The following is a 12,907-nucleotide window of genomic DNA, read 5'->3' on the forward strand; positions in this document are numbered from 1 at the left end:
CCGCACAGAAGTGGCTCCGGAGGGAAACCCTCCCGCAGCGCTGGTCTCACCTCACCCTGCCCTGTCGGGCATCCCTCTCCTTTATAAGGAGAGGGAAAGATTTTAGCGCCGTTAAGAGCGAGGGTGAGGTTTCTTCTAATATCAGGTAATCACAGTTGGCTTATCCATGCCAGTCAACTTATGAATCTGGGCAATATCATCTGCAATCGTGATCAGTTCCGCTAGTGCTTCTTGTGGATCAAGATTCTGCTTTGCGGAGTCGGGTTCGTAGCTTTCTAGATATAACCTGAGTGTTGCGCCTTGTGTACCTGTACCTGATAGCCGGAAGACAATGCGCGAACCATCGGTGAAGCCAATGCGAACTCCTTGCTTTTGACTGATGCTACCATCTATTGGGTCGGTGTAACTGAAGTCGTCAGCGTACTCAACTTCATAGGAACCATACCGCTTTCCTTTAAGTGTTGGCAGCATAGCACGCACACTTGTTATGAGAGTGTTGGCGCGATCGCTATCGACTTCTTCATAATCATGACGCGAGTAATAATTACGCCCGTAGGTTTGCCAATGTTCTGTAACAATCTGCTCTACTGATTGTTTCCGTACTGCGAGAATATTCAGCCAGAACAACACTGCCCAAAGTCCATCTTTCTCGCGGATATGGTTGGAACCTGTGCCAAAACTCTCCTCACCGCAAAGGGTTGCTCTATCTGCATCTAACAGATTACCAAAAAACTTCCAGCCTGTGGGAGTTTCATAACACTCAATACCGAGTTGTTTTGCCACACGGTCTGGTGCTTGACTCGTAGGCATAGAGCGGGCGATACCTGCCAAACCTGAGCTATAGCCAGGAACTAATTTCGCATTTGCTGCTAAAATGGCTAAGCTATCGCTAGGAGTGACGAAGAATTGGCGTCCGAGAATCATGTTGCGATCGCCATCTCCATCGGAAGCAGCACCAAAGTCAGGCGCATTGTTCCCAAACAGAATTTCTACCAAATCATGAGCATAAACAAGGTTGGGATCAGGATGTCCACCGCCAAAGTCTTCTAAGGGTTTACCATTCGTGACAGTTCCCGACGGTGCGCCCAAACGTTCCTCAAATATATTATGAGCATAAGGACCAGTCACAGCATGCAACGAGTCAATACACATACGGAACTTTCCATTGGTCACCAGTTGGCGGATGCGGTCAAAATCAAACAGTGACTGCATTAATTCTGCATAGTCTGCGACAGAATCAATCACCTCCACCGGCATATCGCCGACCTTGAACTCTCCTAAAGTATCAAGATTAACATCAGGAGCCTCAACAATCTTGTAGCTCTCAATCTCTTTACTACGACTATAAATGGCTTCCGTGACTTTTTCTGGAGCCGGTCCACCATTGCTAATATTGTACTTTATACCAAAGTCTCCATCTGGACCACCTGGATTGTGACTGGCAGAGAGGATTATACCACCAAATGTGTCATACTTGCGAATAATGGCTGAAGTTGCCGGGGTAGAAAGAACACCGCCTTGACCGACGAGCACTCGCCCAAAGCCATTAGCGGCTGCCATTTTCAGGATAATTTGAATTGCTTGACGATTGTAGTAACGACCATCGCCTCCTACAACCAAAGTTTTGCCTTGATATCCTTCCAGGCTGTCAAAGATTGACTGGACAAAGTTTTCCAAGTAATGAGGCTTCTGGAAGACTGAGACTTTCTTTCTGAGTCCAGAAGTACCTGGTTTTTGGTCGGTAAACGGTTGGGTTTGTATAGTTTTGCTAACCATCGCGATATTTGAGGCAGAGTTAACAACAAGAATTGCTTGATAGTCCTAACACTACTTAAGCAGATGTTGCTGCAACAACCTCTAGTTAAGTTTTAATTTCTTTCTTCTGGTTGAATCTCCTGTGGCTTGAATCTTACTTAAGCTAGCTTCCGCAAAAGTGTCAACTAGCGATATGTTTAGGTATCTCGCCTAATAAAGAGATTCACAATGGCTAATAATAAATTTTTCCTGTCTTACCTTCCTATTTTCCAGGCAAAAGGGATACAGAAGTTATTCACCACAGCGATATTGGTGTTTGCTGTAGGTTCTCCGTCTTTATCTGTTCAAGCAGCTCAGTTAAATGAGAACCATTTCAACAATGGTTCTGGACAGCAAAGTTCAGAACCAGAGATAAATACAGTTGGAGAGCAACCCTTAGTCGTTGCTCAAAGATATAACAGACGATCCCGAGTTCGCAGAACAATCATAATCGGACCTCGTCGGCGATATCGTGTTCGACCAATTCGGCGATCGCGTGTTCAACGAGTGTATCGACCAGTTCGGCGATATCGTGTTCAACCAGTCAGACGATACAACAACAGATACAGAGGTCAACGGGTGTATATACGTTGACACTCCTACGGGTTGGTGTTTTGATAGTCAGCGGATAAGTTAAATCTTGATGAGTACCCGTTGAACAAGCTGAGAATAAATTGCGAGTGCTTGAGCCACAACTTGATCCATGTTGTAATACTTGTAGGTTGCCAACCGTCCCACGAAACTTACGCTTGGGGTTGCGTCAGCGAGTGCCTTATATTGTTTGTAGAGTTCAGCATTTTCTGGGCGCGGTATGGGGTAGTAAGGATCTCCTTCCGCTTGCGGGTACTCGTAGACAATACTAGTTTTAAGGTGTTCCTGTCCCGTCAGGTACTTGAACTCGGTGACGCGGGTGTATGGATGTTCGTTCGGGTAATTTATCACTGGTGCAGGCTGATGCACAGGTTTGTTTAGCGTTTCATGCTTGAATTCTAGGGAACGGTAGGGAAGTTTGCCATAGCAGTAATCGAAGAACTCGTCGATGGGACCAGTGTAGATCATTTCGCGGTAGGCGATTGCCTCTTGAATCTCCCGATAATCGGTGTTAAGCATAATCTTGATGTTGGGGTGAGACAACATCTTCTCAAACATCCGCGTATAACCATGTAGAGGCATTGCTTGATAAGTGTCTGTGAAATAGCGATCGTCGCGGTTTGTACGAGTAGGTACACGGGCGGTGACTGATCTGTCGAGTTCTGATGGATCGAGTCCCCATTGCTTACGGGTGTAGCCACGGAAAAATTTCTCGTACAATTCTCGACCAACTTTGCTCACCACCACATCTTCTGAGGTGCGGATGTAGTCTTTTTGTTCAGCGACTGAAGCGAAGAACTCCTCCAGTTGGAACGCGGTGAGATTCAATCCGTATAACCGATTGACGGTGTCAAGGTTGATTGGGATGGGCACAAGTTGACCATCTACGCTAGCCAGAACGCGGTGTTCATAAGGTCGCCACTCGGTGAAGAACGAAAGATACTCAAAGACTTCGCGGGAGTTGGTGTGAAAGATGTGGGGACCGTATCTGTGTACGAGTATGCCTGAATCATCGTAGTGATCGTAGGCATTGCCGCCAATATGAGGACGTTTGTCAACAATCAGAACTTTTTTTCCAGACTGACTTGCTAGTCTTTCGGCAAGGACGCTTCCAGCGAATCCTGCGCCAACAATTAAGTAATCGAACATTTAAGTATTCCACCTTTTTTGTATTTGGATATCTATAAACAGAAGCAATAATTTGCAAGCTCAGGTCATACGCGCGTTGTATTGAGAAAGAATAAAAAAACCGCAGAGGCGCAGAGGACACAGAGGAAGAGATAGGGAGAGGGAAAGGGAAAATTTTCTGTATGAATGCAACGTGCGTATCAACTTTTATTTGCCAGGACTTACGCAAAAATTCTTCTTAACCTCTTTTCTTCGTGTCCTTTGCGTTCTTTGTGGTTCGTTTTTCCATAACTTTGCCTAAGTCCTATTTGTAAATCATGAGTTACCGTAAACCCATGAAAATGCTTATTTCTCTTTCCTTTGAGAAAGTCAGTTACCGATGGGGGGTGCTAAGGAAACTCGTGGAGTTCCACCTCCACCGACATTTTTTTGCGCGTTGTTATCGACGATGTAAAGTGCTTTAAATAATTTCATAAAGTCGTCGTAAAATTTCCCACTAGTAGTTTGAAAGTCATAACCATAAGTAGCCCGGAATTCTTCAAGAACTCCTTTTTCTAGACATAAGTAATGTGCGTCCCAACCTGCATCATCAACAACGTAAGCACCATAGTCTTGTAATGCTCGAAACAGCTTTTGAGCTGCTGGTGTTTGCAGTTTTAATTTTGCTGCAGTGACATTGGGTGGAATTGCCAAGAGTGTCCCTTGTACTAATTTGGGGTTAGTACCATGATATTGATTGGCGGCGTTATTGTCGGCAATGTAGGCAGGCCAACGATATCCTGGAACAGTACGAGAGTAGTGAAGGTATTTTTCTCCCCAGATAACAACTTTTAGTGCATGGCGGATGGGTTGATTTTTTGTGAGTTCACCTTTGCGAATAGATCCACCAATAGAAGAGAGACCCGAACCGAGGTGTCCACCTTTGATACCGTCACCATAAATATCAACGCCACCCCAAGGGTTACGCCACCCATGAACAGATCCTCCTGCTGTACAGCGTGCTAGTGGTTCAAACTGCTCAAGAGTTTTACCATCGGGCATGAGAAAGGCTGAGGCGTTGTTGGGTGTATAATATGGCTGACTTGTGGCATCTGGAACAATCAAGTTGTCTGGCACTGGTAGTGAAATTCCCATAGATTGAGTCCCTTTACAGCGTCCAGGTCCAAAATTGCCAGGACTGTAAACTGGACGTTGGGGATCGCTGCTTTTGAGTTTGTAGAAGTATTCCTCATCTGCTAAGGCATTTTTTGCCTGTTGAATATTTGCTGGTCGATAAACTGCGCGGGAACCAATCGGCATATTCCATATTGAATTGGATGCGAAAGGCCACAGCCATTTGTCGCGTTTGCCCTGAGTTGTGGTAGATTTGGCAATGTGGTTGGTGTTCTGGCTCATACTCATAATGCCGGTGCTAGAACCATAACTTAGAAACGAGAGCAAGCTAACCAAAAATATCGTTAAGAAAACCCGCGTTACATTGCTTAAGTGACGCTTGTTTTGCCCTAGTTGTCGTAAAAATCTCGTATATTTACGAGCTTTGTTGATCGTCAAGTGAGTATGCTCCTTTACTGCTAACAACAACTAGGATAGTTTGCCAATACGCATGTCAAGTTATAAAGACCAGTGTTCGATATTTTGTAGTCACTTGATCCAAAAAGTGCGGTGTTGTTAGGTAAGACTTAATATGCGTCGGCGCAAAGCGTAAAGTAGCGACAGTATTTTAGTGTAAGCGTTAGAGCCGAACCATTGCAGCATTGCGATCGCCAAACTCAAGCGAAAGTACTCGCGCGAGAAACGTAGCAAAGGGAAGTGGGCGATCGCTTGTTCCTGAAAATGAATCGCCTTCTTGTAGTTTCTATTACCACTTTGTACGGCTTTCCAAGCTAAAAACATGTTGGCATGACCGTAGCTTCGGCTTTTTAAATACAGTAGTTCGGGGGGTGCACTGCGGAATGCTTTCTCAATAATCATCTCAAAAGCTTCTTCCACCACTTGCCAGTTTTTGGTCATATTGTTTAGGTGCATTCGATAGTGCATTAAAGGTTCTTTGATTACTGCAAAGGGATAACGAGCAGCAATGCGAATCCACATATCCCAATCATCAATATTGCGTAAATTTGGGTCAAATCCCCCAACAGTGTCAAAACAACCACGACGAACCATGACTGAAGAGGAAGGTACTGTATTTTGTACAACTAGTTGTTTCCAGACATCACCTTCAGCATTTGAAATCATGACTCTACCTGTAGGCTGACTTTGTGCATCAATGACAGCCATCCAAGTATGAACCAAGCCTACTGCTGGATTATTTTCCAGACAACCCACTTGTTTTTCTAGCATGGTCGGCTCCCACAAATCATCAGCGTCCAAGAATGCTATATACTCTCCTTGAGCATTAGCAATACCTGTGTTGCGTGCTAATGGTACGCCCTGATTTGTTTGGGAAATCAGTTTCACTCGTGGATCTACTAGCTGAGAAACCCATTCAACAATGTTGTCTGCGCTACCATCATTAATAATTAATACTTCAAAATCACTAAAGGTCTGCTTCAGAATACTCTCCACAGTTTCAGGGAGGTAGGTCATCGCATTATAAGCCGGAATAACAACAGAAACTTTGACCATTTTCGATATTCCTCAGCATTTTGCTAATCAAAAATAGTAAATTATTTATACAGATTATCGGTATTAGAGTGATTTGATACTGATGTCAGTTCTGAAGCTTGGTGTAATTCGTTGTTCATCAAAGACAAAGGGGTGTTGAGTGTGCGAATAACTCTTGCTGGATTCCCTACAACCACGCTACGATTAGGAACGTCTTTCACCACAACAGAACCAGCTCCAATCACAGCATTATCCCCAACTGTAATCGGTCCGAGAATCACAACATTGGAACCTATTTCTACGTTATTTCCAATTTTTGGAGAGCCACTGGGTGTACCATCTTGCAGCATCTTATTTCCAATAGTGGTTGAATGCCTCAAAATACAATTCATACCTATTATTGTTTCATGATTGACGACCAAACCGTGACAATGAAATAGCTTTAAATTTTGTCCAACTTGTGTATCCCAAGGTAAGTCAACTCCTAATATCCACTCAATTAAAAACTGATATAAAAGTCTATAAAACTTAGAAAAAAAAGAAAAAGGTACGGGCAGATTACCAAGTATTTGTGTAGATCTAAACATCAATAAGATGAAACGTGATTTGGAGCTTGTTTCTTTATTTACTTGCCAATCTTGTAGCATGTAATTAATAATCTTTATCATTCTTTGACCTCTGATGACTCTAAAAATAGGAACTTTTCCACGTGTTTCTATTTGAACTACCTAATTTTTGCCAAGTCAAAAGTTAATAAATTTACATAACAAGCTTTTCGCTCCTTGTAGACGCGTAGGGGCTTATCGCAGGGTATGGTAGCTTTATTTCCTTCGTCCTGTACTAAAAAGTTAAGGCTTACTCCTTCAGCACACAGAACTTTAAGCTACTAACACTCTTTGTCGTGTTATTTTTGCCTTGTTTGACAATATATTTCGAGCTACCGTTTGAACAAATTTTAGCCGTAATGATGAAGTATAAATTTCAGAAGATTGTATGTAGTCTTCATCTTTTATACTTTATACTTTATACTTTGAGGAGGTTTCGCTGTCCTTATCAAGCATTATTGAGCGTTTTATTAGCTACTCAGCAATGATAATAAGCAGTTTTTTGTGCTTTTTGTATAAGCCTATTAGTGAATTTGAATATATGAATTTTTATTCATAATATATAGTTTACTAAAATATTTATATTAGTCAAGTTACAAACTAAACATTTTACTGATACCCAGATGATTGATTTTTGTTTTCAATTTGCTATATTTTGTTTCAGGACTTCTCTTAAGATAAGAGAGGTTGATAGAATGAAAAAAATGTTTCCTGAATTGAATAATTATTTCATAGAAATTTAACCAAATTTACCAGGAGCTATAGATGTAATAGCAAATCATTTTTGAAAAGCGACTTTTTTCCAAACCCACTTTGTCACCGCAGTCTAAAAGACTGGAGCTTTTGCAAAAATGCTTGAAAAGATGACGCATTGTCCCCTAAAATTCTGCCAGCCTTATTACCACGCGTAAACGTGGGGGCTTCCAGATAAATCTTACCAAGGCTGGCAGAATTTTTACGTGTAAGACCCCGTGACAGTTATTGAGTCAAAACAGGTGGCTTATTCTGTAGAGGCAGGACTTGACCAGATTTTAGCGTATATGCTAGCCGTTCCCCAATCACAGGAAGAAGTTTTTGGCATGATTACATCTGGTGGCAGTTTTATATTCATTAAACTCGTCAAAGGCAATCCGCCTCGCTATGCCACTTCAGATATTTTTGATGTACGCAACAGAGGAAACGAATTATATAATGTCCTACGTATACTGAAGTGCATTAGTCAATTGGCTCGCAGCGAGCAATAAATTTGGAACAAGGTAGTTACCAAAACGGTATAGACCGTAACAAACCGTAGTAATACGGACTACCCCAGACCACTCCTTAAGCAAGAGTAGCCGTTATCTCTAAGCGTTAAAGTTCGTACCAAGGGATGTCGAATCAGCTATGGCAACGCGGCAGCAAGCTATCAGATTCCAGCCAGTCCCATGCTCACCCAACGTATCACACGCCAGTGATCTGCCCGAAAAACTCTTGATGCCACGGTAATGGTAATATCGAAAGTAAAGCAGTAATAATTCTCACCTGTACTTTCAAGCTAGTCGTTTCTAAAATCCATTTCGAGTACTGCTCATCTAAATTTTTATACCAAGAACATATCTGGGACAACAAACCAACATGAGATTTGTCATTCGTCAACAACGGTGTGACATCACATCCAACTGAATTAGCTTCTTCCCTTAAAGCACATGACTGGGATTCCAAATTATTCCTATCGCTATTATCAGTCTCTAATAGCGATAGGAATATTTTTAGCCACTGTTTCCAATTCCCACCAAATTCGCTCGCTAACTTAGAGATGTAACCCTGGCTAATACCGGAAACAGCCTCAACTGTTGATTGAGTAACTTTTTGTCCCGTCTCCCAAAGTTCCTTAACGGATTGCTTGATTTTCCACCAAGATTTTTCATCTAATGAACCAGCTTCAATGGTAATATCAGCAGCATTAACACACTCTACTTCCTGCTCTAGAAAGCTAAGGTCATAGTCAGCACAGAAGTAGAAGTAAAGTTGTTCTTGCGTTCGATTGTGCGCTCGTAAACGTCCTATACCCTGCTTAATCTCAGCTTGTGTTGCCCAATCTACAAAGCAATGAAACCCTTGCGAATCAGAAATTTCTTTGGAAGTCAAATTGTTTTTACGTAAAGTAAGATAAAGCGCTTCTAAAGAGCCGATATTTTGGTAGGGAATACCGAAACTCGCTAAGACAGTCACCTGTTGAAAATCATTTGAGCCTCGACTATCTCTGAACCATCCACCATCACCTTCTTCACAGAACTTCACAAAATCAATGAATTTTATATTAGGATGACGTACCAGTAACTCCTGGCGGAGTGCATTGACTCTGTTTTGGCAATGTGAACTGCGATTTTTAGAAACTTGTCCTAGTCCCGTTATTTGAACGATTTTTAGATTCTTGCTGATTGGTACTTCTTGTTCAATTGTTAAAATCTCTTCGGCTGAAATACCCATCCACCAAGATAAATACTCAACATCAGCTGTCGCATCTAAATAAATGTTCCATGCAGCACCTGATGCTATTAATGAGTATCTTTCATTACGAGTTGAAATCAGTAACTGACCTTGAGAAAGGCGCAAAGCACCAGGAATTCGTTGATCCCATACTTGCATAAAGGGTATAAACCAATACATAGAAAAATCTTGTTGAATTTTCTGTATTAGTTCAAAGTTCTTATTGTTAAAACGTTTTCGTAATGTCCCAGGCAAATCACTGAGGTTTACCGAATACTCCTTGGTTGTATTAAAAAGTGATTCCAAGTCGGGATCTAAAACCTCCATTGCTACAGCAATGATTTCATCCAAATTATCTGGTGGTTCACCAAGCATCTCCCGAACTGCAGCATCATTCCAGCCATAGTGAGGTTGTTTAACTTCCCCTGTCAGGCATTGGCGTAGTACCATCCACACTGACTGTAACTTTATATTAATTTCTGGATGATAAACAGTTAATTTTGCTATGACCTGGTCTAAGTCTTGAACGCTGGAGGCGATCGCACTAATAGGTTGCACTGTCCGCATTGCTTCATCCCAAATGATACCACAACTTGACCAGTCGAAGTTATCAGTATCGGGAGCACTATCAGGATGTGCGCGGATACGGTCGGACTTCAAAGTCTCTCGTCGTAAAAACCGATATCCAAACCCAGCACCCGTACTCGAACGACAAGCTTCGAGTAAATGGCAAGTAGTGCAAACAGGATTATCTACACCTGAGTAAATTGAGATATTCTTGTTCTGTAAGGCTGTAAAGACAGAACTGCGATGGCAGTTACCAGTTGTGTCAGGAATTTCTCTATTTTTGGGCCATCTGAGATATTGTTTTCCATTGGGTGTAGAGTCCCACACCATCCCGCCATTGCGAACGTCCAAATATTTATAATTGTGCTCGACAGTATCTGTGGTAACGTTTCTAGCATGAAGAGTAAAATACCATAGCTTGTCAACTCCTAAAGCGTCTGGAGTAGCAATTCCTACATCATGGCTTTTGAATGTTCCAGTGGGACTTTTGTCTAAGATATGTTTCCATCCAGCAGCGATCGCTTCAGAGTAAACTTGTAACCGTTGACCTTTCTTAAAGACAATTCTGGGTGGATGTTCAAAATCACCCCATCTGGGTAATTTTCCTGGTTTGTACTCAATTGTACTGGCATTTTCTTCCTTCTCCAAACTTTTCTTAACTGTTCGTTGTGCAGAATATGAGTTGCCAAAACCGTTTTTCGGTCGATAACGCTCTACCATCCGCCCGAACCAAAGCTTAAGTTTGTAGAGCATTCCCCACTCTTTGTTTACATCAGCAAGAGCTTTCTGGACTTCTTCTGAACACAGAGCAAAGAAATCTTCTGGTGTGATGGTTGTATCGTTCCAAACTACGACTACCTGATATCCACCTTTGCGACAGTATTCAATACCTGTGGCATACTGGCGAATGAAATCCAGGTTGTCTATGGAGTGTTCCAGGGGCTGTAACTCAATTACCTTGTCCTCTACTTGATGGAATGAATTCTGTTTGAGTAGCTTCCTGATTTGGTTATGGATATGGCAATGGTTAAAGTAAGCAGCAGTGGTAATCAGTTTAATTTCATTTTGACGACCAGCTGCGAGTAATTCGTCGATATCCGGGTGTTCTTTGGTTTCTAATTGTCCCCAATTACCCACAGTCAACCGATATCTCCATTTACAGCAGCGTTGTAGGGTTTGCTCCGATGCTTTAGCAATATGGGGATTGAGTAGTGTCCCTGCATCGGGCATAAGCCGAATTTCTTTAGGACGTAATCGTTTCAGGTAATCTTTCAGGGTTTTCTCACCGTAGTGAGCAGCACTTGCTGTACCGATGACAGCGACATCAGTTTGCCCAGAACGCCATAGGAAAGTAGCTGTCAATAGTGACTTGAGTGCTCCTTCGCAGAGAATTACTATTTTCACCTTTTTGGCATCGGGGTGTTTCCAGCAAAATAGCGGTAGTTCTCCATTTGGTAATTGTGGTCCGGTTCCCCCTTGGTTGTTACCACTTAGCCAGATGTATTTGGGGTTAGTACGTAAAGTGGCAATTTGAAAGCCAGTGATCTGAAAGTCGGGATCGAGGGCTGCTAGAGCTATCCCCTCTATTCCTAATAGTTTACTATCAGGAGATATACCGGGGAGGTCAGCGGTTATTCCAATTGGGGCATACAAACCTGGTTCCCAGGTTCTTAGCCAACCTAATACTTTTAACCAGTTAATTTCTTCAGTACTTAATTGTCTTCTTTGTTGGAGATGTGAGGAGTGTTGAGTACTCAGAGTTGTTACGGTTTTTTGTAACAGTAATCGGAACAGGTGATCATGTTCCTCTACACTTAACCGCTTTTTGACTTTACCATTGACTGAGTAGCGTTGCTGTCGAAATTTTAGCCCCAATTCTAGTGAGTAGTCACTGCCATCGTCCTTCACAAACAAACCGCCCATATCGTTACGCAGCAGCTTGATGAAACGATAGCCAGCTGGTGCATCCTGTTGGTTAAAACTCCGCAAGCACTCAATTAAGCCATTGGCATGGATGGCGCAGCCGTGATTGTTACCGCAGATGGGACAGGGATGGCGTTTGGAAGTGTACAGGCGTTTCATGGACTTTTGTTGTGTGGAGTTCGATGCTGCCACACCCGAAATTTGTATGCGTCCTTACAGTACCACCCTGGTTTTTTTTACTAAAAAACTACTAACCGATCAAAAATGATCAAAAATGATCAGGCAAGTACTAATAGCTGTAACCCTAATAAAATCAAGCATTTTAAAAATCTTTTGTCACGGTGAGGGGGTGTTAATGTCACGGCGAGGGGGTGTTAATGTCACGGCGAGGGGGTGTTAACAAAAAGAACAGGTTGCGCCTCACTGCGCTAACAGAACTCAGGAGTCAGAACTCAGAATGAACTTCTGTACGACTGGGGAGCCAGTACTGCAGGAGGGTCTCCCTCCGTAGGTATCTGGCATTGACTCGTCTTGGGGTTTAAATCCCCACCGTCTACAGGGCAGCCAGTACTTAATGAGGGGAGCCAGTGCGGTCTTGGGGTCTCACGCCACTTGCTTCAAGCCGGGAAACCCGTCCAACGCAGTGGCTCCCCAAGTAGAGCACAAGCGCGTTTTCCCGACCTACGGATCTGGCGTTGGCGACATAACTGTTGGGGTTCCAATCCCCAACGAAAGTGATTCTGTTAGCGGAGCGCTAGCCCGTTCTGCGTTCTGACAACTGAGTTCTTCTTCAATGTCATGGTGAGGGGGTGTTAATGTCACGGCGAGAAAATCAGCTGAACTTTTGTTATCTAGTGAGTTATCAAACAGGCGTTGGAAACAGTCCAGTTTTTGGACGTTGAGGCTTGCTCTGAGCAAGTATGAAGGTCAATCTAAGCTCTCCAAAAGAAAAACCTTATTTTCTGCCTCAGCTGACGACACAAAAACTGCCTGAAAAGTTTTGGGAGCATTTCCTACAAAATCAACTCCCTAGCTTTATTGCCCCTTCCATAATTTTTCGTAAGCGCAAGCGCACACTACGTGTTGAAAGCAGCGTGCTGCAGGCATACAAAGTAGCCTGTCTTGTGGACTTATGGTAGCCCAATCGCTTTTACTGTCAGCATCGATTGGTAAACAAAAACTACTAAAGCACAATTTTTCCATCCCCTAGGATTAGTGTTTCGACA

At 42.8% G+C, this 12,907-nt stretch carries 9 protein-coding genes; 2 read left to right on the plus strand and 7 right to left on the minus strand.

Annotated features, from left to right (window positions below; all coding sequences use genetic code 11):
- Positions 1 to 141: 141 nt before the first annotated feature.
- Positions 142 to 1,776 (minus strand): alpha-D-glucose phosphate-specific phosphoglucomutase, encoded by a 1,635-nt coding sequence (locus AC5590_RS25730; RefSeq protein ID WP_169266194.1) that lies wholly within the window; start codon positions 1,774 to 1,776, stop codon positions 142 to 144.
- A 207-nt stretch (positions 1,777 to 1,983) separates the two neighbouring features.
- Between AC5590_RS25730 and AC5590_RS25735 the strand changes: the two genes are divergently transcribed.
- Entirely contained in the window at positions 1,984 to 2,388 is a 405-nt protein-coding gene (locus AC5590_RS25735; protein WP_169266195.1) for a hypothetical protein, read from the plus strand.
- Between the two features lie 39 nt (positions 2,389 to 2,427).
- On the opposite strand, the gene glf is transcribed toward AC5590_RS25735, so the two are convergent.
- The 4 genes from glf to AC5590_RS25755 all read right to left on the minus strand — a co-directional run bounded on the left by glf (position 2,428) and on the right by AC5590_RS25755 (position 6,785).
- Positions 2,428 to 3,534 carry a UDP-galactopyranose mutase gene (glf, locus tag AC5590_RS25740; protein WP_169266196.1) on the minus strand — a complete coding sequence of 369 codons (1,107 nt, stop codon included), beginning with the start codon at positions 3,532 to 3,534 and terminating at the stop codon, positions 2,428 to 2,430.
- 348 nt (positions 3,535 to 3,882) lie between these two features.
- The gene (locus tag AC5590_RS25745; RefSeq protein ID WP_248277274.1) at positions 3,883 to 5,064 is read right to left on the minus strand and encodes a hypothetical protein; all 1,182 of its coding nucleotides are present in this window, start codon (positions 5,062 to 5,064) and stop codon (positions 3,883 to 3,885) included.
- 117 nt (positions 5,065 to 5,181) lie between these two features.
- On the minus strand, positions 5,182 to 6,138 hold the full coding sequence (locus AC5590_RS25750; protein ID WP_169266197.1) for a glycosyltransferase family 2 protein: 957 nt from the start codon (positions 6,136 to 6,138) through the stop codon (positions 5,182 to 5,184).
- Positions 6,139 to 6,179: 41 nt separating this feature from the next.
- Positions 6,180 to 6,785 (minus strand): serine acetyltransferase, encoded by a 606-nt coding sequence (locus tag AC5590_RS25755; protein ID WP_169266198.1) that lies wholly within the window; start codon positions 6,783 to 6,785, stop codon positions 6,180 to 6,182.
- Between the two features lie 908 nt (positions 6,786 to 7,693).
- Between AC5590_RS25755 and AC5590_RS25760 the strand changes: the two genes are divergently transcribed.
- Positions 7,694 to 7,966 (plus strand): hypothetical protein, encoded by a 273-nt coding sequence (locus tag AC5590_RS25760; RefSeq protein WP_339379361.1) that lies wholly within the window; start codon positions 7,694 to 7,696, stop codon positions 7,964 to 7,966.
- 196 nt (positions 7,967 to 8,162) lie between these two features.
- Here the strand turns inward: AC5590_RS25760 and AC5590_RS25765 are convergent, their stop codons facing one another.
- Together AC5590_RS25765 and AC5590_RS25770 are read right to left on the minus strand one after the other, a co-directional pair.
- A complete protein-coding gene (locus AC5590_RS25765; RefSeq protein WP_169266199.1) occupies positions 8,163 to 11,840 on the minus strand; it encodes a beta-propeller domain-containing protein in 3,678 nt (1,225 codons plus the stop codon).
- A gap of 522 nt (positions 11,841 to 12,362) precedes the next feature.
- Positions 12,363 to 12,503: a hypothetical protein gene (locus AC5590_RS25770; RefSeq protein ID WP_169266200.1), complete on the minus strand. Its 141-nt coding sequence runs from the start codon at positions 12,501 to 12,503 to the stop codon at positions 12,363 to 12,365.
- Positions 12,504 to 12,907 lie beyond the last annotated feature (404 nt).

Origin of the sequence: Brasilonema octagenarum UFV-OR1, assembly GCF_963888615.1 — a bacterium.
Lineage (GTDB): Bacteria > Cyanobacteriota > Cyanobacteriia > Cyanobacteriales > Nostocaceae > Brasilonema > Brasilonema sennae.

Bases quoted from the DNA above. Each gene is read 5' to 3' on its own strand.
- AC5590_RS25755 (WP_169266198.1), bottom strand. From the start codon at position 6,785: ATGATAAAGATTATTAATTACATGCTACAAGATTGGCAAGTAAATAAA.
- glf (WP_169266196.1), bottom strand. From the start codon at position 3,534: ATGTTCGATTACTTAATTGTTGGCGCAGGATTCGCTGGAAGCGTCCTT.
- AC5590_RS25730 (WP_169266194.1), bottom strand. From the start codon at position 1,776: ATGGTTAGCAAAACTATACAAACCCAACCGTTTACCGACCAAAAACCA.
- AC5590_RS25765 (WP_169266199.1), bottom strand. From the start codon at position 11,840: ATGAAACGCCTGTACACTTCCAAACGCCATCCCTGTCCCATCTGCGGT.
- AC5590_RS25750 (WP_169266197.1), bottom strand. From the start codon at position 6,138: ATGGTCAAAGTTTCTGTTGTTATTCCGGCTTATAATGCGATGACCTAC.
- AC5590_RS25735 (WP_169266195.1), top strand. From the start codon at position 1,984: ATGGCTAATAATAAATTTTTCCTGTCTTACCTTCCTATTTTCCAGGCA.